Source organism: Neokomagataea thailandica NBRC 106555, assembly GCF_001598495.1.
Classification (GTDB): Bacteria; Pseudomonadota; Alphaproteobacteria; order Acetobacterales; family Acetobacteraceae; genus Gluconobacter; species Gluconobacter thailandicus_A.
Map to the genome: position 1 here is coordinate 42,927 of NZ_BCZB01000015.1, position 20,906 is coordinate 63,832.

At 51.1% G+C, this 20,906-nt stretch carries 22 protein-coding genes and 1 riboswitch; of the genes, 15 read left to right on the forward strand and 7 right to left on the reverse strand.

The features are described from left to right. Positions 1-11: 11 nt before the first annotated feature. Positions 12-220: riboswitch (cobalamin riboswitch) on the forward strand. 60 nt (positions 221-280) lie between these two features. From NTH01S_RS06450 to NTH01S_RS06465, 4 genes are all read left to right on the forward strand, one after another. Then, positions 281-2,503 carry a TonB-dependent receptor gene (locus NTH01S_RS06450; RefSeq protein ID WP_084367081.1) on the forward strand — a complete coding sequence of 741 codons (2,223 nt, stop codon included), beginning with the start codon at positions 281-283 and terminating at the stop codon, positions 2,501-2,503. Positions 2,504-2,520: 17 nt separating this feature from the next. Further along, positions 2,521-3,249 carry an ABC transporter ATP-binding protein gene (locus NTH01S_RS06455; protein WP_068171260.1) on the forward strand — a complete coding sequence of 243 codons (729 nt, stop codon included), beginning with the start codon at positions 2,521-2,523 and terminating at the stop codon, positions 3,247-3,249. A gap of 92 nt (positions 3,250-3,341) precedes the next feature. Continuing rightward, on the forward strand, positions 3,342-4,199 hold the full coding sequence (locus NTH01S_RS06460; RefSeq protein ID WP_245642238.1) for an ABC transporter substrate-binding protein: 858 nt from the start codon (positions 3,342-3,344) through the stop codon (positions 4,197-4,199). Positions 4,200-4,208: 9 nt separating this feature from the next. Further along, the gene (locus NTH01S_RS06465) at positions 4,209-5,192 is read left to right on the forward strand and encodes a FecCD family ABC transporter permease (protein ID WP_157070890.1); all 984 of its coding nucleotides are present in this window, start codon (positions 4,209-4,211) and stop codon (positions 5,190-5,192) included. 50 nt (positions 5,193-5,242) lie between these two features. On the opposite strand, the gene NTH01S_RS06470 is transcribed toward NTH01S_RS06465, so the two are convergent. From NTH01S_RS06470 to NTH01S_RS06480, 3 genes are all read right to left on the reverse strand, one after another. Beyond that, positions 5,243-6,016, reverse strand: a complete 774-nt coding sequence (locus NTH01S_RS06470) for a DUF1868 domain-containing protein (RefSeq protein ID WP_084367083.1) — start codon at positions 6,014-6,016, stop codon at positions 5,243-5,245. A gap of 207 nt (positions 6,017-6,223) precedes the next feature. After that, the gene (locus NTH01S_RS06475; RefSeq protein WP_068171269.1) at positions 6,224-7,120 is read right to left on the reverse strand and encodes a DMT family transporter; all 897 of its coding nucleotides are present in this window, start codon (positions 7,118-7,120) and stop codon (positions 6,224-6,226) included. Next, positions 7,117-8,307, reverse strand: a complete 1,191-nt coding sequence (locus NTH01S_RS06480; protein WP_068171272.1) for an amino acid aminotransferase — start codon at positions 8,305-8,307, stop codon at positions 7,117-7,119. The genes NTH01S_RS06475 and NTH01S_RS06480 overlap by 4 nt, the downstream gene beginning before the upstream one ends. A 145-nt stretch (positions 8,308-8,452) precedes the next feature. Here NTH01S_RS06480 and NTH01S_RS06485 point away from each other — a divergent pair, with 145 nt between their 5' ends. After that, complete coding sequence (locus NTH01S_RS06485) at positions 8,453-8,920, forward strand: Lrp/AsnC family transcriptional regulator (RefSeq protein ID WP_068171274.1); 468 nt, start codon at positions 8,453-8,455, stop codon at positions 8,918-8,920. Between the two features lie 97 nt (positions 8,921-9,017). Further along, entirely contained in the window at positions 9,018-9,506 is a 489-nt protein-coding gene (bfr, locus tag NTH01S_RS06490) for a bacterioferritin (protein WP_068171279.1), read from the forward strand. A 38-nt stretch (positions 9,507-9,544) separates the two neighbouring features. Here the strand turns inward: bfr and NTH01S_RS11585 are convergent, their stop codons facing one another. Beyond that, the gene (locus tag NTH01S_RS11585; protein ID WP_084367085.1) at positions 9,545-9,781 is read right to left on the reverse strand and encodes a (2Fe-2S)-binding protein; all 237 of its coding nucleotides are present in this window, start codon (positions 9,779-9,781) and stop codon (positions 9,545-9,547) included. A gap of 202 nt (positions 9,782-9,983) precedes the next feature. On the opposite strand from NTH01S_RS11585, the gene NTH01S_RS06495 reads away from it, so the two are divergent. Beyond that, on the forward strand, positions 9,984-10,865 hold the full coding sequence (locus tag NTH01S_RS06495) for a DNA/RNA non-specific endonuclease (RefSeq protein ID WP_068171281.1): 882 nt from the start codon (positions 9,984-9,986) through the stop codon (positions 10,863-10,865). A gap of 75 nt (positions 10,866-10,940) precedes the next feature. Here the strand turns inward: NTH01S_RS06495 and galE are convergent, their stop codons facing one another. Continuing rightward, complete coding sequence (gene galE, locus NTH01S_RS06500; protein WP_068171285.1) at positions 10,941-11,930, reverse strand: UDP-glucose 4-epimerase GalE; 990 nt, start codon at positions 11,928-11,930, stop codon at positions 10,941-10,943. Positions 11,931-12,101: 171 nt separating this feature from the next. Between galE and NTH01S_RS11765 the strand changes: the two genes are divergently transcribed. Then, on the forward strand, positions 12,102-12,722 hold the full coding sequence (locus NTH01S_RS11765) for a hypothetical protein (RefSeq protein ID WP_157070891.1): 621 nt from the start codon (positions 12,102-12,104) through the stop codon (positions 12,720-12,722). A 23-nt stretch (positions 12,723-12,745) separates the two neighbouring features. After that, positions 12,746-13,189, forward strand: coding sequence for a phosphate-starvation-inducible PsiE family protein (locus NTH01S_RS06510; RefSeq protein ID WP_068171290.1), 444 nt, complete (start codon positions 12,746-12,748; stop codon positions 13,187-13,189). 49 nt (positions 13,190-13,238) lie between these two features. Here the strand turns inward: NTH01S_RS06510 and NTH01S_RS06515 are convergent, their stop codons facing one another. After that, complete coding sequence (locus NTH01S_RS06515) at positions 13,239-13,946, reverse strand: pirin family protein (protein WP_068171295.1); 708 nt, start codon at positions 13,944-13,946, stop codon at positions 13,239-13,241. A 129-nt stretch (positions 13,947-14,075) separates the two neighbouring features. Between NTH01S_RS06515 and NTH01S_RS06520 the strand changes: the two genes are divergently transcribed. From NTH01S_RS06520 to NTH01S_RS06540, 5 genes are all read left to right on the forward strand, one after another. Further along, entirely contained in the window at positions 14,076-14,993 is a 918-nt protein-coding gene (locus NTH01S_RS06520; protein ID WP_068171297.1) for a LysR family transcriptional regulator, read from the forward strand. Positions 14,994-15,033: 40 nt separating this feature from the next. Then, on the forward strand, positions 15,034-15,426 hold the full coding sequence (locus tag NTH01S_RS06525; protein ID WP_157070892.1) for a hypothetical protein: 393 nt from the start codon (positions 15,034-15,036) through the stop codon (positions 15,424-15,426). 209 nt (positions 15,427-15,635) lie between these two features. Beyond that, on the forward strand, positions 15,636-17,450 hold the full coding sequence (locus tag NTH01S_RS06530; RefSeq protein WP_370664308.1) for a phospholipase C: 1,815 nt from the start codon (positions 15,636-15,638) through the stop codon (positions 17,448-17,450). Continuing rightward, positions 17,426-18,796, forward strand: a complete 1,371-nt coding sequence (locus NTH01S_RS06535; protein ID WP_306307470.1) for a cytochrome-c peroxidase — start codon at positions 17,426-17,428, stop codon at positions 18,794-18,796. The genes NTH01S_RS06530 and NTH01S_RS06535 overlap by 25 nt, the downstream gene beginning before the upstream one ends. A gap of 94 nt (positions 18,797-18,890) precedes the next feature. Next, entirely contained in the window at positions 18,891-19,769 is an 879-nt protein-coding gene (locus tag NTH01S_RS06540) for a hypothetical protein (RefSeq protein WP_068171303.1), read from the forward strand. Positions 19,770-19,834: 65 nt separating this feature from the next. Here the strand turns inward: NTH01S_RS06540 and NTH01S_RS06545 are convergent, their stop codons facing one another. Further along, the gene (locus NTH01S_RS06545; protein ID WP_068171306.1) at positions 19,835-20,239 is read right to left on the reverse strand and encodes a lytic transglycosylase domain-containing protein; all 405 of its coding nucleotides are present in this window, start codon (positions 20,237-20,239) and stop codon (positions 19,835-19,837) included. A 143-nt stretch (positions 20,240-20,382) separates the two neighbouring features. On the opposite strand from NTH01S_RS06545, the gene gspG reads away from it, so the two are divergent. Next, positions 20,383-20,826 carry a type II secretion system major pseudopilin GspG gene (gene gspG / locus NTH01S_RS06550; protein ID WP_245642240.1) on the forward strand — a complete coding sequence of 148 codons (444 nt, stop codon included), beginning with the start codon at positions 20,383-20,385 and terminating at the stop codon, positions 20,824-20,826. The last annotated feature ends 80 nt before the right edge of the window (positions 20,827-20,906 follow it).

The following is a 20,906-nucleotide window of genomic DNA, read 5'->3' on the forward strand; positions in this document are numbered from 1 at the left end:
ATAACATTTCACTCTTTTTGAAGCGTGATGGTTCCCCTTCGTGGGGATGAAAAGGGAATGTGGTGTAAGGCCGCAACTGCCCCCGCAACTGTGAATGGAGAGAAGATCGGTCATATGAGGTGGATGCCTCAGCCACTGGAGGGGCAGTAGACCCTTTGGGAAGGCGGCCAATCTTTGGTGACTCATGAGTCAGGAGACCTGCCATCAAAAATGGTCACGGACGGCACCTGCGGGCGGGGTGTACTGAAGGGCGTATGACGTATCGTACGGAGCCGTAGTGATGCATTATAGGGGATGTTCTGCACTTATGCGGAGTTATGGTATCTGGGCGTGTGGGCCTATTGCGTTGTTGGGTTTGAGTGTATCGAATGTTTACGCGGAAGAAGAACATATTATAGCACATGGGCAAGCGAGCGCTTTACGGTCTGCCCCCGTTATTGGCGGTAGGCTGGGGCTGACGGTGCAGCATAACCCAGCGACAATTCATATTATTACGCGCAATATCATGGAGCTGCGGGGTATCGCACATTCGGATGACGCGGCGGATAGTGCGCCGGGCGTGACGTCGGGTGGGTCTCCGGGAAATCCTGCACAGTTAATGATGCGTGGTTTTACGGGGGGGCAGATCTTGGTGCTGCGTGATGGGATTTATTACGGTCCCACCACAATGGTGAACCGCCCTCTCAACACGTTTAATCTTGAGGATATTCAGGTTTTGAAGGGGCCGTCTTCGGTGCTTTATGGGCAAGGGGCCGTGGGCGGGACTGTGGATATGCGGACCCGGGATCCGGCATTGGATGCCGTTCATGCTAACGCCTTGGTGTCTTACGGGAGTTTTAATACATGGAATGCTGGGGTGGGTGGGTCTATCCCGCTTTCTTCGACATTCGCAATCCGTGCCGATTTTAGTCGAACGTCCTCGGCAGGATATGTGCAGGGCGCTAACCCTCATAGTAATGATCTGACGGTGACGGCATTATGGCGGCCTAATGCTGATTTTTCCGCGCGTTTGAGCGTAGACTACCTGACTGATCGTTTATCGACCTATTACGGCGCCCCGTTGGTTCCTTTGCGGCAGGCGGGTGATGCTGCGTCTGGCTTGCTGACGTCGAGCCAAGGCTTAGGGCTGACGCGTTCTGAGCTCTGGAAATATTACAACGTTTCTGATGCGAAGGCGGGGTCTGTTAATGCGACGCCAACGCTGCATTTGGATTGGCGTATCAACCCGCATCTCACATTGCACAATAAAAGCTATGTTCTTTACGCTCAGCGTAATTGGAATAATGCAGAAACCTATAGTTTTATGGGGAATAACTCTGCTGTGGATGCTGCCGGGCAATCTATTGCTGCTGGGCGTATTGGGCGTGATCGCTTCTATGTTTACCAAAACCAGCATCAGGTTGGTGATACGGTGAATGCTACCTTCGATCATGAGGTCTTTGGGATAAAAAATCGCTTTGTATTGGGGGGAGATGCCTACTATTTGCGCTTTATTCGTAATCGAGGTTTTCCGGATGCAGATTATGCAGACAGCGTTTCTATGCTGGCCCCGCAAGGTGGTAATTTAGGTCCTTTTGCGGGAGAATTGCCTTATCGAAAGTCGCCTACCACGATGATTGATACCGCTCTTTTTATGGAAGATGTGGTGACGATACGGGAGCATTTAAGGGTTGTCGGGGGGTATCGTTACGATTGGCTGAATTTAAACCGGCAGAACTATAATCAAAGCGGTGCTTTTAACGCGGTGAGTAGTTTTCATGGTCATTACCATCCGAGCAATTTCCGCATAGGGCCTGTGTATGACATAACGCCGACGGTGAGTGTTTATGGCGTATTTACAACAGCCGAGGACCCGCCGGGAGCGAATTTGTTTCTCGCTAATCGTGGGCAATTCTCGGCCTTATCGCATACGACGCAGGGTGAGGTCGGCGCGAAGGCAGCGCTGCTGCATGGTCGTGCGAATATGACCTTGGCGCTTTATCATATTGACCGGCGGCGTATTTTGGTTGCAACGGGGCCAGATAGTGTTGCGAATGCTGGAAGCCAGATGTCACGGGGTGTGGAGTGGGATGGCAGCCTTGCTGTGACGCATCATGTGAGTGTGTCAGGCAATGTGGCGTATACGGATTCTCATTTTGGCTCAGGATTTATGTCGTCTGCTGGGGTGGATGCTTCGGGGCATCAGGTGCCTAATGTACCGCGTGTGACGGCGAATTTGTGGTCGGTGTGGTCGGGTGTTGGGAAGCTTCCGCTCGATTTGGGGGCGGGGATGCGTTATGTTTCTGCGCGCCAAGGGGATTATGCCAATACGCTCACCTTGCATGATTACGCTACGGTTAATGTCTTTGCAGGCTGGCATATGACGAAGAACGTCACGGTCTATGGGCGTATCGATAATATCGGCAATAAATACTATGTGCAGTGGGCTGATCCAAGTTACCCCGGGCAAGTGTTGATGGGGGCTCCGCGCTCGTTCTCTATGAGTATTCAGGCAGGCTTGTGAGGGCAGACTTATCCATTATGGACCTGTCCTCTCAGAGGGCAGGCTTGGATGGGGTTTCCTGTTCTATTACAGCAGGAGCGTGTGCTGCGGTCATTGGGCCGAATGGTGCAGGGAAAACGACCTTTCTGCGGCTTCTGGCGGGTTTGGATATTCCCCAAACGGGGACGGTTGCTTGGAAGGGGCTGTCTGTTAGGGATATGCGGTTGAAAGAGCGGGCGCGGCGTATAGCCTATCTTTCACAGCATGAAGAGGCAGATCCGGATTTTTTGGTGTCTGAGTATATTCAGCTCGCGCGTTTGCCGTTTGAGCCGGATGCAGAACGGGACCGGACTTGTTGTGATGATGCTGTGGAGCGCTGTGGTGTTCGGCCATTTTTGCATATGCCGCTTGGGCAGCTTTCAGGTGGGGAGCGGCAGCGTGTCATGTTAGCACGTTGCTTAGCGCAAACGCCTGAGCTTTTATTGTTGGATGAGCCGACGAACCACTTGGATCTGGCCGCGCGCACGACGCTTTTGCGGGTTGTCCGTGGCTTGTCTTGTACCGTTGTGGCTGTGTTGCATGACTTGTCGTTAGTCTCTGACTTTGCGGATCATGTTCTCGTGTTGAGGCAAGGGAGGTTAGCCTTGCAGGGGGCTGCGGATAACGTTCTATTATCTGCGGACTGCCAGTCTATTTTTGGCTTAAACATTCAGCGTGCTGTACTGGAAGACGGCACGCATACTCTTTCATTTCAGGCAAAACTATGAAGTGTCTCGTTGTGTTGTGGGGGGGGCTCGTCCTTTGTATGGGGGGGGGAGCACAAGCTTTCCCGGTGACGGTTAAAAGTTGTGGGGTGCCCGTGACGTTCCGTCAGCCGCCGCGTCATGCTGTGTTTCATGATGTGAATATGGCTGAGATGGCTTTTGCTTTGCATGTGCAGCCCTTTATGCGTGGGGTGACCGGTATTACGGGGTGGAACAAAGAGACGGATGCTTTCCGCCGGGCTTTGGGAGATGTGCCCGAGCTTGCGCCGCGCTACCCGACGTTAGAGCAGCTTATGGCTGCGCAGGCGGATCTTTTTGTTGCTGGGTGGAATTATGGCATGCGCGTGGGCGGTGATGTGACGCCGGAGCGTCTGGCTAACGAAGGTATTGCAAGCCTTGTGCTGACAGAGAGTTGCGTGCGTGCCGGGGGAGAGCGCGGCCCGGTTACGTTGGATGCTTTGTTATATAACGATGAATATCGCTTAGGTGTTGTGTTCGGAAAAGAGCGTGATGCGCGTGCATTAATAGAGGGGTGGCGGGCCCGGATTTCAACGGTGAGGGCGCATCTGTCTGGTGTGCGCTCAGTGCCGGTTTTTTTATATGATAGTGGTACGGCAGAGCCTTTTACGGCTGGTCGTGAGGCGCTGGTGAGTGAGTTGATACGCCTTGCTGGTGGGAAAAGTATTTTTGACGATTTGCCTATTAATTGGGGCGGAGTGTCTTGGGAGGAGGTTTCTGTCAGGCGTCCGGAAGTTATCATTGTGGTGGATTATGGGCATGGTGTTGCGGAGGCAATGGAGGTTTTGCGTCATCAAGCCCTTTTGGATGGGAGCCCTGCCGTTACGCCGCAGCATATCGTGGTCTTGCGCTATGATGAGGTGACGCCAGGCCCTAATAATATCGAGGCAGTAGAAACATTGGCGCGTTTTTTACACCCAAATGCAGGGTGGTAGGGGCGGCAGGTGAAGGTGTTGTTTCTCAGTGTGTGCATCATGGTGGAACTGGTGTGCGGTTTGATGTGCGGTACGGCGCGTTTGACGCCTATTCAAGTGTGGCATGCTCTTGAGCAAGGGCCACAGGGTCATGATGTGATAGAGCGGATTATATGGTTTGCTCGCTTGCCGCGTTGTCTTTTAGCCTTAGTGGCGGGGGCTTGTTTTGCGCAGGGTGGAGCCGTGCTGCAAATTGTGACGCGTAATGCGTTGGCGGACCCTTATTTATTTGGGTTATCGTCAGGGGCTGCGGCAGGTGCTGTTGCAGTTATTGTTTTTTTTGACAATTTTGCAGGGATATGGACGCCATTTTTGGGAGCGGGTTTAGGGGCGGTCCTCGCGACCTGTTTGTTCGGCGCATTATTATTGGGGCCGAAAGGAGTGCAGAAGAAAAGTAATTTGATTTTAGGCGGATTAGCAATTTCTTTTTTATTTTCGTCCCTGACGAATATCTTGATTTTCTTTGGTGACCGTAATACGGCGCAGTCTGTATTGTTTTGGACAATGGGAAGTTTTGCATCCGCTCAGTGGTCATTTATTCCATTATCTGCGGTTGGGTTTCTTTTGTTATTATTGTTTCGGTTGTTTTATAATAAATCATTACATGCTTTTTTGGCGGGAGAAGATACAGCGCGCTCTTTAGGCGTTGATGTGCAGGCACTGCGTAGAAGGGCTATTTTTTGCTGTGCGATTGGGTGTGGTTTGAATGTTTGCGTGTGTGGACCCGTGCCCTTTGTTGGGCTGGTTGTGCCGCATCTGGTACGTTTTTTTCAGCCCCGAATGGAAGGGGGAGTTGTTTATATCGCTGCATTCGGGGGGCTTTTAACTCTGGCGGCGGATATTGTCAGTCGTTCTATCTTACCTGCGCAAGAGCTACCTGTTGGGGTGCTGATTTCTGCATTAGGCAGTGTGTTTCTCATGGTTGTTTTGAAAAAACGTCACTCTCTTTTCTAGGGAGAGCGCACTTCCTGTACATGTAATTCTGCACAGGAAGTGCGTTGTTGTTAGATTTTTCGTGGCAGTGTCAGGAGAGGCTCGAACGCAAACATATCTGTAAAACGGCAATAGAGCGGGGCTGGAAGGTCAATATATGCACAGCGTGCCGCCAAACGATTACGCCATTGTTGACATGCTGCCTGAAAGGTTTGAGCGACGTCATCGGGCATAGGGCGGAATGCATAGCCAAAGGTAATGTGAAAGCGGAAGGTATCTAGATTGGGTGTCATGAGGCCCGTTGCACGGGCGATGTCATGACGCAACTGGTAAAGGGTGGCGCGTTCTGCGGGATCTGCTGGGAGGAGGGGGATGATGGTGAGGCCTTTTGTCTCAGCCGTATCAACGCGCATACGAATAGGGGTCGGGTATGTGAACCGTTGAGTGCGCAGGCGGTCCAATAAGGTTTGAGTAATCTCGGTCATGGGGGTGTCGAGAGACGTACCGGTAGGCCATAGATGGGCGGCGCGTCTTTGTGGGTCAGCGCAGCCGTAGATGGTCATATGATAGCTGGAGGGCGGTGTTGCCGCGACATAGTCTCGAAAATCGCGCGTGACTTCGGCGTTAATGTTGAGCATCTCTTGAAAGGCGGGGCTATTAAAGGGGAGAGGACAAATTATGGTGTCTCCGACCCAAGGTAAGACATTACCGGTGTTACTGAACTTTCCTTCCGTATTGATGGGTGAGCTTTTTGCATGTGAATATGTGGAAAGAAGAGGGACACTACAGGCTGCGCCAAGTGTGGATATCATAGTACGGCGTTTTATAGATTTAGGGTGTGTCATATAGAATGTCTTTCACGATATGATGTATTTTTGACCATAAATGAGTCTAATGTTATATTTTTCTATTATGTATGAATTATTGAAGAAATTTTTTATAGTTTACTTCTATTGTAAGCGTAGGCATTGCACTGTCGAGATGTGTTGTGAAAGCGCGTTAAACGCCCTTGATGCTGGGTAATAGGCATCAAGGGTTTTTATCAAAAGTTTTTATGCTTTCTTAGCGTTGGACAAGTAAAATCCAATGCCGACGAGTGCAAAGCCACCAAGCTCAATGGCTTCAATGCGTTCGTTCAGCAAAAGCGTAGCAAATAATGTGCCGAAGACCGGCATGAGGTAAAAGAAAATACTCGCTTTGGCGGACCCGATAAGCTGTACGCCGCGATTGAATAGAAAAAAAGCGAGGAGAGAGGGGCCGATTGCTAAGTAGGTGATGGCACCGATATTGGGCAAAGTGAGGTGCGGGATGCCTGAAGTTGTAAAAATCTCAAGCGGTAACAGGAGTATGGTTGCGCAGAGAAATGTGACGAATAAAAAGCTGCTGGGGTGCAGTTGCGGCTTGCAGCGAAGGAGCGCGGCATATGAAGACTGACACAGCATGGCGAGGCCGGCGAGGATGGTGCCCGTATTCAGTGTGCTGCCGGTTGTACCGGGTTTTCCGAGGATAACGCATAAAACGCCAGCCGCTGCAAAGGCCATTGCAATGAGTTGGCGGAGTGTTGGGCGTTCGCCAAATAATAAAAGGCCAAATCCGAGAATGCTGATGGGCATAGCGGATTGGATGAGTAGGGCAGAGGTGGCTGTTGTGTGGCGCACGGCAAAATAGGCCAGCGTATTACTGCCTGCAATGCCCAGTATTGAGAGTAATAATAAAATAGGCAGGCTTTTACGGATTGTGGGGAAATCTTTTTTGAGATGGGGTAGGGCAAAGGGGGTGACGAGAATTGTTGCCAAAACCCAACGTAAAAAAGAGAGGGTAATCGGTGTCAGGGACGCGGGGATAGCGCGTCCGAGAACAAAATTACTGGCCCAAAAGCAGGTGGCCAGTGTGAGGAGGAGATACGGTGTATTCCAGAGGCTCAACCGAGAGGATGCTGATGTGCTCATGCGATGTTCTGCTTCATGAGAGCGTGTAGAGCGGAACCAAAGCGTTGAATATCTCCTTCGCCAAAGCCTGCGATATTAATGCGCCCCGTATGTGCCATGTAAATGGCGTAATGCTCACGCAGCCATGTGACTTGAGAGGGGGTGAGTGGAAGGGTGGCGAACATACCCTTGCCGTGGGCAATGGGGGCCAGATTAAGGGATCCGATAGTGCCGAGATGTGCCAGTTCGTGTCGTAAAGACAAAATGCGTTGGCGCATGGTTTCGAGTTCTTCGCGCCATACTGTGTGCAATGCGGCATTTGTTAAAATCAAACGAACTACAGCCGCGCCGTGGTCAGGTGGCATAGACCAATTGGTGCGCGCAAGGTGCAGTAAGTTCGATAAGGTGCAGTGGAGGCTTTCTGCATCAGGTGCGCTGACATAAAGTGCGCCAGTTCGCTCACGGTAGAGGCCAAAGTTCTTATCGCATGAATAAGCGAGGAGACCGTAAGGCACAGCAGAAAGAATGGTGCGTGCGCCAAGGTTATCTTTCTCCCAGCCATCACCAAGGCCTTGATAGGCAATATCAATGAGAGGGAGGAGTTGGCGGCTGGCGATAATGTCAGCAATGACGCGCCAGTCTTGTTTCGTTGGGTCAATGCCGAGAGGGTTCTGGCAGCAGCCGTGGAGAAGAACGGCATCTCCTGCTTCTGCGGCGTTTAAAGTCTCTGAAAAACCTTTGAGGTCAAAGCTTTGCGTTTTTAGGTCGAAGCATGGTGTCGTAATGACGGACAGGCCGACTTCTTGAAAAATAGCGAGGTGGTTGGCCCATGTTGGGCTCGCCACGATAATGCGCTTTACACCACTGCGGACCAGAAGTTCTCCGGCAAGGCGCAGTGCGCCGGTGCCGCCGGGGGTTTGCAAACCATCAATAGCGCGATGCGTTTGAATCTCTCCGAAGAGGTGTTCTGCAATGGCTGTTACAAAGCCTTTATCGCCTTCTGGGCCGAGGTAGGATTTGCTGTCTTGTGTTGTGAGGAGCTGTTCTTCGGCTTGTTTGACGGCTGCCATAATAGGGGTTGCGCCACGTTCATCCCGAAAGACACCGACGCCAAGATCAATTTTTTCCTCTCTCGGGTCGGCAGCATAGGACTTAATAAGGGCGAGAAGAGGGTCGTTTGGCTGTGGGGTTAGTGTTGAAAAGGGCATGCTCACTCCAGCAAAATAGAGATGGAATAATAATGTTTATTTTGTGCAATGTCCGTGTTTTTTGGGATGTTTTATGTGTCCTGACGCACGATTTGTGCGATATATATCGCCGCCGTGATGTTTTTATGTGTGGTGAGGGGCTGTGATGCTGGATCGTTTTGATGTGCTTATTTTGGAAATTTGGCAGAAATGGGGAGATATTGGCCCCCAAGGGATGAGTGAAAAAGTACATCTATCGGCTTCGCAGTGTTCCCGGCGTATGCAGCGTTTACGGTCGGAAGGGTATGTGCAGCACATTGCGGCTGTGTTGGACGCCGCAAAAATAGGTATTGGGGTGCATGCTTATATTTTATTGACACTCCATTCGCATAGTGCGGAGTGTCTGGAGCAATTTCGTCAAAAAATTATGGATATGGATGAGGTATCGGAATGTCAGACATTAACAGGTATTTCAGATGTAATTTTAAAAGTTTCTACTTATGATTTGAATAGTTTTAATCATTTTTTGAATCATGAACTTTTGTCACTGCCTGAAGTGTCAACAGCACACTCCAATATAGTTTTAAGTAATATAAAAAGCAGTACAAATTTTACTTTAAAATACTCAAATTAGTTTTGTAATTGATAATCACTTACAAGTAATTGCAAAAAATAGTGTTTTGATACTTGTCGGGGGTGTGTTATCGAGATGTTAGAAATGGAGAGAGAGAATGACAGTTAAAGACCAAAAAGTTGTTGATTTTCTGAACACGCAGTTAACGAATGAGTTGACGGCGATTAATCAATATTTTCTGCATGCCCGCACGTTGCGCCACTGGGGTGTGACGCATCTCGCGAAGAAAGAATATGATGAATCTATCGAAGAGATGCGTCATGCAGATTGGTTGATTGAACGCATTTTATTCCTGGGCGGTTTGCCGAATGTGCAGCGTTTGAACCAGATTTTGATTGGTGAGAGCGTCGAAGAAGTATTGAAATGTGATCTTCAACTTGAGAAAAAAGCTCTGGAAGATCTGCGTGATGGTATCGCTTATTGTGAAAGCGTCCGTGATTATGTGTCACGTGACCTGATGCTGAAGATCCTCATTAACGAGGAAGAGCATGAGGATTACATCGATCGCCAGTTCGACCTGATCAAACAAGTTGGCATTGAGCGTTACATTCAAACCAATTCTGCACCGGCCACAGAGCAAGAATAAGCGTGTTCATCGCGTTATTCAGTTGAGAAAGCGGGCTTCTAGCCCGCTTTTTTTATGGCTGGCGGTGCGGCTTTAGCAATTAGGCTGGGGGCTAAAGGGAACGCATTGTGTTTTTGAAGCGCTTCCTTGAGAAGGCATATCATACCCGGTACGCAGTTCCCGCACTGTGCGCGGCATTTGCGAGCGGTATAAACTTCAGAAGGGCGTGAAGCCCCTGACTGAATCGCAGCTTCAACATCGAGGTGGGAGAGAGCGTTACATGAACAGACAATCATAACTGCCTGTAATCCTTTGGTGTTGCGAATGAGTATCACTCTATAATTTATGAGAGTCATTCGCAAACACAAACTTGCTATGGTTTATAATTTAATTTTTCACCTCATTTTTCCATGTGAATTCAGGGTGTTGAATTGCTGCTTCTTCCAAAAGGTCTTATGCCTCCACGCTTTCTTGTGTAGTTTTAAGGGGGGGGGGAGTGTGGCAGTCATACGGTGGTGGTTGGTTGCGGTAGGGTGTTGTTTCGGGTGGCCTGGTTCTTCGGATGCGGCGTCATGCACGCAGTTTTTTGCCGGGGGGCGTCCGCCTGTTTTGCTGTTTGGCGGCATGTTCCATGATGGTGTGGTGCTGTGTAACGATGATTATGCTGTGCAGGTATCACCTCTGACGAAGGGGCCTTTATGGTCGGCCGAGGACCTGACGGAAGAGAATGTTCAAATTGCACGCCAGACTGCGCGCTTGAATGATTTTCGGGCAGATGATCGCTTGACGGCCTCTCAGCAGGCGGGGTTGCTTGATTACCGTGATGCGGGGTTTGATCGTGGGCATATGACGCCTAGTGGAGACGAGCCCGGAAGTGCAGCACAATCTCAGTCTTTTTTGCTGTCGAATATCGTGCCGCAAACGGCTGAACTCAACCGAGGAGCGTGGGAAGGGGTTGAAAGTGCTGTGCGGGGCTGGGCAGAGCAAGAGGGAGAACTCTTTATCGTGACTGGGCCGGGTTATAATCCTGACCATCTGCCCGTAACGATTGGCCCGGGCCATATCCCCGTGCCGGACGTGACGTGGAAGGCGGTTTATGATCCGTCTGGCCCCGGAACCGGTGCGTATGTCTGCACCAACACCACGGCCCCACACTGCAAGATCACGTCTGTAGCGCTATTGACGGCGCTGGTCGGTATTGACCCTTTTCCAGCTTTGTCGCCGAGCCTTAAGGCAACGGTTTTCTCTATGCCGCCGATCCGCCAGAGCCCTGTGGCGATGGTTCATCGGTCGGGTCGTCATAAATTGTTAAAAGAATGGGGAACGAGGACGGCACAGAAGGCTTTGAAATCACTCTTGCGCGCTTTGGTGCCGCGCTAGGTGAGTGGTGAAGCTTGTAGGAAGGAATAGGATGCTTCGTGAAGATGAGTTTCGTTGAAGGAAACGCTATCTTTTTTAGGTATGTTGATAACCGTTGGGGTGGTTCACACGCCAGCGTAAGGCTGTTTCTACAATCGTATCAATGTCACTATAGTGTGGGTTCCAGTTGGTTTCGCGGCGAATGCGGGAAGAATCCGCGACGAGAACGCTTGGGTCCCCCTCGCGGCGTGCTGCCCATTCCCATGGCACGTTGCGCCCGGAAACGCGTGAGACGCTTTGAATAACCTCTAAGTTACTAAAGCCTGTGCCATTACCGAGGTTGTACGTCACAGAGCGCTCATTGAGCTGATCCATGACGCGGATATGGGCATCCGCAAGATCTGTAACGTGAATATAGTCACGGATGCAGGTGCCGTCTGGTGTGGGGTAATCATGGCCGAAGAGCTTTAACGCGGGGCGGCGGCCTAGCATGGCATCAATTGTCAGTGGGATAAGATGTGTCTCGGGGCGGTGGTCCTCACCAAGGCGGCCTGTGAGGTCCGCGCCGGCCGCATTGAAGTAGCGCAGGCAGGCATGGCGCATGCCGTGAATGCGGTCGGCCCAAAGAAGGGTGCGCTCAATGAAAAACTTGCTCTCGCCGTAGGGTGATCCGGGGTCAATGAGTGCATCATCTGCGATTGGCGGAGGGCGGTCTGCGCCGCCAAAGAGAGCGGCGGTCGATGAAAATACGAATCGTTTGACGCCGTATTTGGTGCACGCATTGATCAAATTTAGTGAGGTGAGCGTATTGTGGTGTAGATAGTGGTACGGTTCCACCATGGATGCGCCCACGAGGCAGAGAGCCGCGAAATGCAGCACGCCATCCCATGTCCCTTGCGATAAGACGCGCTCTACTGCTGTAGCATCAAGCAGATCAACCTGCTCAAACCGTGCCCCAGGGGGCACGGCAGCGCGGTGCCCTGTGCTGAGATTATCAAGGACGACAACCTCATGGCCAGAGTCGAGTAGGGTTAGCGCGACATGGCTCCCTATAAACCCGGCGCCGCCTGTCACAAGATAACGCATGTTGGAGAACTCTCTATCGTATTATGGGCGTGCGTAGATTGGCTGGCGGTGTGTAGGCACTGTCTTGGGAGAATGTTTTGCCTCGGTTCATGTAGCGAGCAAAGCGCGCCGAGTTGCGGCAGGTCACTCCAAGCATGCTTATGAACGATAGCTGGGCTGTAGTGGAGAATTGTGACACGAGTTTTGTCAGCGCGTGAGGTGCAGGCGTTCATCAATCACAAGGATGTCGTGCTCCGCTTTGGCTGGATGATACCAAAGCCAATAATACAGAGCGTCATCCGTGTCCTTTATCGTCATAGTGTACCAACACTGTACGCACTCTGCCGCGTGGTGCGTGTATCAGCGCCATTTCTCGCGCGGACATTAAGTTGCTCAGCCTGTCTTGTAAAGACGGACGAGACGTCGCTCTTTTTTGGAATGTGCTATCGTTCTGCGGTGGCAGGTATCGTTAAGAATAAGGTGAGGGTAGGCTTTATGCGTGTGGAGAAAATGGCGGGGCTTCTGGCTCTTTGTATTGGGAGCATCGGTGGCATCAGTGCGCAAGGCAAAACATGGCCGCCAGGAGAAGGGACGAAAGTGCCGGGTAATGCTCTTGCTTGGCCAACAGTGCTGGAGCCTGTGCAACGCTCATTGTCTGATATGCTGACGCAAGGGGCTACCGTGGTGTCTGTGGCGGATAGGCAAGAGGGGCCTATAGTGACAGTGCATTTTAAGAAGAAAATTCTGATATGTTATGTTAGCTCAGCCCCGGTTGGAGGCGTGCCGACATCACGTTGCTGGCGTTTAAACTGAAGATTTTTGAGAGTTACAATTCAATGATGAGTATTCCCGGCTTTGCATTTTTTGCGCGGGTCTTTGATTATTTTGAAGAAATCGCCATGCTGATTCTAACGGTGGGCATTTCTTTGGTTGCCTGTGTTGGGTTGTTTCATGTGGTGATTGCGGTGGGGCAGATGCTCATCCATACGGGCCTGAACCCAACCAGCCCAGATGTTTTGCAATCGCTTTTTGGGTTGTTTTTTACGGTTTTGATTGCCTTGGAGTTTAAGCACTCCATTCTTGTTTTGCCGGAGGCGCAGACGCACAGCATGACGCGTATGCGCTCCGTTTTGCTGATTGGCATGATGGCAACGGTTCGTAAATTTATCGTGTTAGACTTGAATGGTATTAATGTACCGGAAATGGTTGCCCTTTCAGGGGCGGTGTTAGCCCTTGGTGTTGTGTATTGGTTGGTGCGTAATAAGAGCGCAACGCCGTAATGCGGGTGGCGAGTACAGCGCTAGGGGGAGCCTAGCGCTGTACTCGCCACTATGGCTGATAAATCGTATCTACGAGGACGATTTCTGTGTCTTCAAGTGCCGTGACTTTGAGGGTTTCTGTCTCTGAAATGGCAGCTCCGTCTCGTGTGTGAACAGTGGTGCCTTCGATCTCGACGGACCCTGTGGCTGGGACAAGGTATCCTAAGCGCGCTTTGCCGAGGGGGTATTCAACGATTTCCCCTTTGCGGATTGTCGCGCCAACCACGCGGGCATCGGCGTTGATGGTGAGGGCGTCTGTGTCTTCATCAAAGCCAGAGGCGAGTGTGACGAACTGATTGGCGCGTTCTCCTTTAGGAAAAGTGCGCGTTCCCCATGAAGGGGCGTGGCCGTTGCGGTTCGGAAGGATCCAAATTTGGAAGAGGCGTGTTGTGACGTCTTCATGGTTGTATTCGCTGTGATATACGCCGGTTCCGGCTGACATGACTTGCACGTCTCCCGCTTCCGTACGGCCTTTGTTTCCGAGGCTATCTTCGTGCGTTATGGCCCCTTCGCGAACATAGGTAATAATTTCCATATCTTTGTGGGGATGGGTGCCGAAGCCGGTTCCGGCGGCAATGGCATCATCATTCCAGACGCGCAGGTCCCCCCAGTGCATATGGTTGGGGTCATAGTAACTTGCGAAAGAAAAGTGATGTTTGGCGTCTAACCATCCGTGGTTTGCGTGGCCGAGGGAATTAAAGGAACGAACTTCGATCATGATGGATCTCCTGTCCAAAACTGTGGTCTTTGTCTGTCATGAAAGATAGTTATTGCGTTTGAGGCATTATATAGAAATAAACGAAAGACATGGTTTCTAAAGGTTGCATTTCGGTGTGTAGGGGGTGTCATGCGGCTGCCAGATTTTGAGGGCTGGGCTATTTTCGCCAAGGTGGCTGAGCGTGGCTCGTTTACGCGGGCGGCCGATGAACTGAATCTATCTAAGCCTACAGTGTCCAAGGCCATTAGCCGTTTAGAGCAATCACTTGGGGTGGCTCTTTTTAACCGTAATTCACGGCAAATGTCTTTAACCGAAATGGGACGATCATTGGTTGGGCATGCAAACCGTATTGTGGCGGAAGCAGAGGCTGCAGAAAATGAGGCGCGTGGAGGGACCTTGCGTCCGTCTGGGTTGATCCGTGTGGCAGCGCCTATGACATTTGGTATTAAGCACTTTGCCCCATTATTGCCGGCATTTCTTGAGCAATACCCAGAGATTGATGTGAATGTTGATTTTAGTGACGCGTTCGTTGATTTGGTTGCGGAGGGGTATGATGTTGCACTGCGTATTGCATCATTAGCGGATTCAGCGTTGCGTGCGCGGCGTTTGTGCCGCGTACGTTTGTTGCTCGTTGCTGCGCCTCATTATCTGGATCGTGTGGGGTGGCCTGAACACCCGCGTGATCTCACGGAGCAAAAAAGCTTTGTCTATACGAATACGACCGCTCCAGGGACGTTGCGTTTAAAGCATGGCGCCACGGGCCGAGAGTTCGTTTTGGCGCAGCACGCGCGTATGCGTGCCGATAATGCGGAGGCTTTTTTGCCTGCGCTGGAAGCGGGGTTGGGGTACGGTCTTTTTCCGGAATTTATGGTTTGGGAAGGGCTGCGTGATGGAAAATTTGAGCATATTTTGCCCGAATGGGGGGTGGGAGATGTCGCTCTATATTTGGTAACATCGGGTAATACTTTACGGCCAGTAAGAGTGAGTGCTTTCATGGATTATATGGTGAGCGCACTTGAAGCACCTCAATGGGCACAAAAACCATGATAATATCATGATGTATTGTTGCCGAAGGCGGGCGAAAATAATGATACGATTTTATATGGCTGCTGTGATGGTCTTTTCTTGCCTGCATAGCACTGTGGCGGCACAGGAGATGCCGGGTTTAGGGCAAAGCAGTTTGTTGATGCGGCCTTTATTTGATCCCAGCCGGCGAGGGAAATTCTTACCGCCGCCACATGATGATTTACCTGTTGTGACGGGGGTGGTCGGGGACCGGGGCGGGTGGACGGCTATTTTTTCGGGCATACCTCATGTACTTGGGGGATTAAGCGTGCGTGAAGGAGGGGTCTTTGAGGGGTGGCGGGTCGTATCCGTTTCGCCGCAAAATGTGCGCTTGGAGCGTATGGGAGTGCTGCGTGATATTGTGCCCAAGTCTGAATACTTAAATGCGCATCCTCAGGTAAGAATTGGGTATTGAGCACTCTAAATATATGTATAATTTTTTTTAAAAACTTAAATGAGGTAAAATATCTACTTATTCATCTCTTGGCGCTGAGGGTCATAAAATGTTCATAAGCATTTTGAAAAACTAAATTGTAGTGAGAGTGTCATTCGCGTGGTTTGCGCGGGGGTATTAGGGGCTTTATTGCCCTGTCGTGTTGTTTGTGAGGGGTGGTTGTTGTGGTCGTGAAACGAACGAAATTGGCATTGTCTGCCGCATTGATGCTGAGCGCTTTTGGCACGAGCGTGGTTCACTCTTCTGATGGTGACTTTGGGTGGCAGAGTGGCGGTGCTGATACGGTGTATCATGATCATGCGCGTGCGTATCCAACGCGTACCCCTATTAAGCATATCGTTGTGATCTATCAGGAAAACGTAGCGTTTGATCATTATTTTGGCACGTATCCAAACGCTGCAAACCCAACGGGTGAGCCTGCCTTTACGGCGGCCGGGAACACGCCTTACGTTAACAATTTGAGTTCAGCCAATCTATTGGCGCAAAACCCCAATACAAACCCTGCGAATGGTGCCGGCGCAGCCCTGCCGTTCCGCTTGGATCGTTCGCAAGCAAGTACAGCAGACCAAAACCACGCTTATACTGCTGAGCAGCGTGCGTATGATAACGGGAATGTCGATTTGTTTCCGCTTTATACAGGCCGTGGCTCTTCTGGCGGGGTTGGGGCGTTCGGGACGTCTGGTCAGGTTTTGGGTTATTATGATGGCAATACGGTAACGGCATACTGGCATTATGCGCAGCGTTTCGCCATGAGCGATAACAGCTATAGCGATACTTATGGTCCATCGACACCAGGTGCTCTAGAGGTGGTCTCGGGTCAAACGAATGGCCTCAAAATTCGTATGACGACGGCTAAACCCGCAACAGCAACGAAATCCTCTGCCTTTGCTGATGACGGGCAGGGTGGTTATACGATGATCAACGACATCGATCCTTCTTATGATGTATGTTCATCCAAGACCGATCAAGGCAGCATGACGAGCCTTAACATTGGCGACCTTTTGAACCAGCGTGGTATTACGTGGGGTGGCTTTATGGGCGGCTTCAATCTTGGTGCCGTGAATGCGGATGGTTCCACGGGGTGTCAGCGTTCTACATATTCAACGGTCGTTTCTCAGAATGTCGCGGATTATATCCCGCATCACAATTGGTTCCAGTATTACGCGACGACCGCAAACCCGACCCATGCGCGCCCAGTATCCATGCACGCTGTTGGTTACAGTGTCGTGCCAGATTCTCAACAAGCAGAGCCTGCTAATCACGAATATGACCTGGAAGATTTTTACGCTGCTGTAAAAATACATAACTTCCCAGCCGTTTCGTTTGTGAAAATGCCTGCGTATCAGGATGGGCATGCGGGGTATTCTGACCCGTTGGATGAACAATCGGGCGTTGTGAAGTTGGTTAACTTCATTCAGAAGCGCCCAGAGTGGCGGGATACGGCTGTTATTATCGCGTATGATGACTCTGATGGCTGGTATGATCACGCTTATACAACGCCGACGCGTAGCTCTTTCTCATCAGCAGACCAATTGAGTGCGAATGGTGTCTGCGGTGCAGGGGAAGCGCCTAAGGGCGTTTCGGGTAAGCCTGTGAATGGCCGTTGTGGCCCCGGTACGCGTTTGCCGTTGATTGTTGTTTCGCCTTGGGCACGCACCAATTTCGTAGGGCATAAGCTGACGTCTCAAGCGTCTGTGCCGAAGTTTATTGAAGATAACTGGTTGGATGGTAAGCGTCTGGGGCAGGGGTCTTTCGATGCAAGTGCTGGCTCTTTGAATGAGCTGTTTGATTTTGACCGTGCTCCTCAAACGGGAACGCTCATTCTGGATGAAAACACGGGCGATATTAAACATGACGGTGAACATCATGGCCACCATGATGCCGGTGGAGACAACATTCCGCCAGCGCCACCAGCTCCGCAAGACGGCCTTGCTGGTTTCTTGTCATGGTTGCTGCCTTCATGGCTGATTGCTTTGTTCCACTGATTAGTATGCGACGATTAGCGAAAATGGTGCAGCTTGTAGGGAGCTGCACCATCTTTTTTTGTGGGGTGTCTAGTAGTGCTGCAGATGCGCAGTCTGCCGTGCAATGTGCGCCCACTGCGGATGGGAAGAACCCGTGCCCGGTTGTGTTACATCGCCCTGACCAGCACCCATTATCGGCGATGGCTGAAGTCGGGAAAGCGATTTTTTACGATAAGGGTTTGTCGGGGTCGGGACGTTTGTCTTGTGCGTCTTGTCATGCGCCTGATCAGCATTATGGTCCGACCGGAGAGGCATCTGTCTTTTTGGGGGGCGTCGGCTTAAATCGTGAGGGGCGGCGCGCTATTCCGACGTTAACTTATGCTGAACGGCGTCCAAATTTTAGTATTGGTCCGGATAATGCTGTCTCGGAAACTGCGCCAACATTAAGCGACACAACCGCGACGAGTAACGCGCCGCGTGGCTCTAAAAGTGCGACGAATACAGCATCTTCGGCAGCAAATATGGTGCCGCAAGGGGGGCTTTTTTGGGATGGGCGAGCGGATACTCTGCAAGCGCAGGCTGAAGGGCCATTATTTGACGTGGATGAAATGGCGGCAACGCCTCAGCACGTTATGGAGCATTTAGCGCATGCACCATATGTGCAGACGCTGAGATTACTTGCGGGGATTCCTAATGGAGCAACGCCGCCACTCTTGATGAATGAGGCGCTCTTTGCTCTGGCACGGTACCAAATAGAAGCGGGTAGTTTTCATCTGTATAATAGTAAGTTTGATGCATGGTTAGAGGGTAAGGCTAAATTTACGCCTCAAGAACGGGATGGGTATTTAGCTTTTAATGATCCTAACCGGGGTAATTGTGCAGCATGTCATTTAGATACGGCGACGCCAGAGGGTTTGCCGCCATTATTTACAGACCATCAATATGAAGCTCTGGGTGCGCCAAGGAATATGGTGCTTATGCGTAATCATAATGCAGCATATTATGACCTTGGTGTCTGTGACCGGGAAGCTGGGGGACGAAAAACGCTTTCAGCGTATTGTGGGATGTTTACGACGCCAACGTTACGTAATAGCGCGACGCGACATGTCTTTTTCCATAATGGTGTGTTTCACTCTTTGCCTGAAGTGCTGGATTTTTACGCATTGCGGGATGTGGAGCCGGAGCATTTCTATGGGCCGGGTCATGTGATGCCGAATGATTTGCCTACGGCGTATCAGGAAAATTTGGACCGTAAAGATGCACCATTTGGTGGGAAAAAAGGCGACAAACCTCAGCTTACGGAAGCAGATCGTGCGGCTATCGTTATGTTCCTCTCCACGCTGACTGACCAAGCTGAGCGGCATTAAACTTTGATCATGCTTACTGGTTGAGCGTAGTGTGCTACGGGCCGTAGTCTTGGCATGAGGCAGACTGCGTCAGTGGGGGTGGTATTTGCGTTTTATGGGGCTATTTCGCGGCGTCTCTACGTGGCAGCGTTCGGACAAAAGGCAAAGCAAGGATTCAGAAGCTGGGTTTGCTTTACTTTTAGTGTTATGGACGCTCGCTTTTTTGGCGTTAATTGGTACGCATGTTTTGCTTCAGGGTCGGTCGATGGTTGTCAATGCCAGCGCCCGCCAACAGCATGTGGCGTTAGAATTGGCTGCGGATAGTGCGATCCGGCAAGAACTATATGGTCTGGTTTTAGCGTCACCGCATGCTCCATCAGGCTTGGGGGCATGGCATGAGCGTGAAGATGGGCTCTTCCATGTTATGGTTCGCGTCCATCTTGAGCGGGGGCGGATTAATCCGAGTGTGATATCACGTGATTTGCTTTTGGCTGTTATGGTGAGTAGCGGGGTACCGGCGCAGGATGCAGAGCGCGCCTCAAGTGTCTTATATGGCTGGCGCGGTCATCCTTTATTAGGGGCATCTCCGCCGCCGGGGTCTTTTGTTCCGGCGGATATGGGAGCGAGGTGTATGTTGACGCATGGGCCGTTTCACAGTTTGGATGATATGGCGTCTTTGCCCGGTGTGGGGTGGGGCGTTGTACAGCGTATTGCTCCGGCTGTGTCTTTGTCACAAATGCAGTATCCTACGAATGCAGAAGCGGTTCCGGTTGTTCAGGTGGCTTTGAAGCGTCTTCATCATTTAGGATATTCGGGGGCTTTTGGTAGTGAGGCGCAACCGCCGATGCTGGGTGGGGGTGTTAGTGTTATCGTGGACGCATTGGTGCGTGATGAGCAGGGAGCTGAGCAGCGTAGGGCGAATGTTGTTTTAATGCCTGATGCGGAGCCGGAGCCGTGGCATGTGCTGAGATGGGAAACGGTGCCTGTAGAGTGACGTGCGTTTTTATGACGTGCGTTCATGTGTGTCTGTTGAGCCCGTGGGATTTTGAAATCCCTGGGTTAGCGTGTGCCGTAAAGCTTCTGAGCTTCGGCCATGATTTTGCGTTGGTAAAGCTGGTTTAGTTCTGGTGTGTGTGAATGGTAATCGCCAATAGCCTGCATGAGATCTCCATGTGTTTCATTCAAAAAGCTTCGTAGGATAAGTGCAGATGCCGCGAGGTTGAAGCAATTATCGGAAACAAGTCGAGCGGCTGTTTGGGTGGGGGTCATGTTTGCGATTTGCGCGAGTGGTTTTATCCAGAGGGAATTGATCTGCATCAGCCCCATATCAAAGCTGCCGTCTCCGTTCGGGTGAAGGGAGCCTGCGTGTCCATGTTCGACTTGCCAGATCGCGGGGAGAACGCGCTCCGGGATGTGGTAGCGTAGAGCGGCGGCAAGCATACAGGCGAACAGAGGGGCAGGCATGATGTTTCGCTTTACAACTTTTCAGGGCGGCTTTTCAGGGAAGCGTATCCTGTCGTAGGGTGAATGTCTCGTCAGATACGTAGCTTACGCTATGATCGTATTCGGAGTGTAGCCTTCGGATCGAAGAAAAAGGAAGATCGGTCATGAAATTGTTAGCGTATCGTATGCGGGCCGAAGCGAGACGTGATGAAGGCTTCACGCTCCTTGAAATTCTGGTGGTATTGGCGATTTTAGGTTTGCTTGTTGGGTTGGTAGCACCGGCGGCGTTGCGGCAATTAGGGAATGCACGCGTGTCTGTCGCGAAGCAGTCTATCGCGCGGATTGGCTCCGTATTGGATATGTATAAGTTAGATACGGGCTCTTATCCGTCTACGGAAGATGGCTTGGATGCGCTTATTCATCGCCCGGGTGCGGTTGAGGGGTGGAACGGCCCGTATTTGAAGGATGGGAACTCCCCATTAGACCCTTGGAATCATGCGTATATTTATCGTTCTCCTTCGGAACGTGAAGGAAAGGATTATGATCTGTGTTCCCGTGGCCCGCATGGGAGTGCGGATGGTGACCGTGGGGTGATTTGTAACCCGTAAAGATACGGCGTTATGTTCCAAAAAAAGCTGTTTGATTGTCCATGATGGCAGGGAGATCGTTCCCTGCCATCATGGGCGGT

Coding starts and splice junctions, on each gene's coding strand:
- NTH01S_RS06450 (WP_084367081.1), top strand. CDS start 281: ATGCATTATAGGGGATGTTCTGCACTTATGCGGAGTTATGGTATCTGG.
- NTH01S_RS06455 (WP_068171260.1), top strand. CDS start 2,521: ATGGACCTGTCCTCTCAGAGGGCAGGCTTGGATGGGGTTTCCTGTTCT.
- NTH01S_RS06470 (WP_084367083.1), bottom strand. CDS start 6,016: ATGACACACCCTAAATCTATAAAACGCCGTACTATGATATCCACACTT.
- NTH01S_RS06475 (WP_068171269.1), bottom strand. CDS start 7,120: ATGAGCACATCAGCATCCTCTCGGTTGAGCCTCTGGAATACACCGTAT.
- NTH01S_RS06480 (WP_068171272.1), bottom strand. CDS start 8,307: ATGCCCTTTTCAACACTAACCCCACAGCCAAACGACCCTCTTCTCGCC.
- NTH01S_RS06485 (WP_068171274.1), top strand. CDS start 8,453: ATGCTGGATCGTTTTGATGTGCTTATTTTGGAAATTTGGCAGAAATGG.
- bfr (WP_068171279.1), top strand. CDS start 9,018: ATGACAGTTAAAGACCAAAAAGTTGTTGATTTTCTGAACACGCAGTTA.
- NTH01S_RS11585 (WP_084367085.1), bottom strand. CDS start 9,781: ATGATTGTCTGTTCATGTAACGCTCTCTCCCACCTCGATGTTGAAGCT.
- galE (WP_068171285.1), bottom strand. CDS start 11,930: ATGCGTTATCTTGTGACAGGCGGCGCCGGGTTTATAGGGAGCCATGTC.
- NTH01S_RS06510 (WP_068171290.1), top strand. CDS start 12,746: ATGATGAGTATTCCCGGCTTTGCATTTTTTGCGCGGGTCTTTGATTAT.
- NTH01S_RS06515 (WP_068171295.1), bottom strand. CDS start 13,946: ATGATCGAAGTTCGTTCCTTTAATTCCCTCGGCCACGCAAACCACGGA.
- NTH01S_RS06520 (WP_068171297.1), top strand. CDS start 14,076: ATGCGGCTGCCAGATTTTGAGGGCTGGGCTATTTTCGCCAAGGTGGCT.
- NTH01S_RS06525 (WP_157070892.1), top strand. CDS start 15,034: ATGATACGATTTTATATGGCTGCTGTGATGGTCTTTTCTTGCCTGCAT.
- NTH01S_RS06535 (WP_306307470.1), top strand. CDS start 17,426: ATGGCTGATTGCTTTGTTCCACTGATTAGTATGCGACGATTAGCGAAA.
- NTH01S_RS06540 (WP_068171303.1), top strand. CDS start 18,891: ATGGGGCTATTTCGCGGCGTCTCTACGTGGCAGCGTTCGGACAAAAGG.
- NTH01S_RS06545 (WP_068171306.1), bottom strand. CDS start 20,239: ATGCCTGCCCCTCTGTTCGCCTGTATGCTTGCCGCCGCTCTACGCTAC.
- gspG (WP_245642240.1), top strand. CDS start 20,383: ATGAAATTGTTAGCGTATCGTATGCGGGCCGAAGCGAGACGTGATGAA.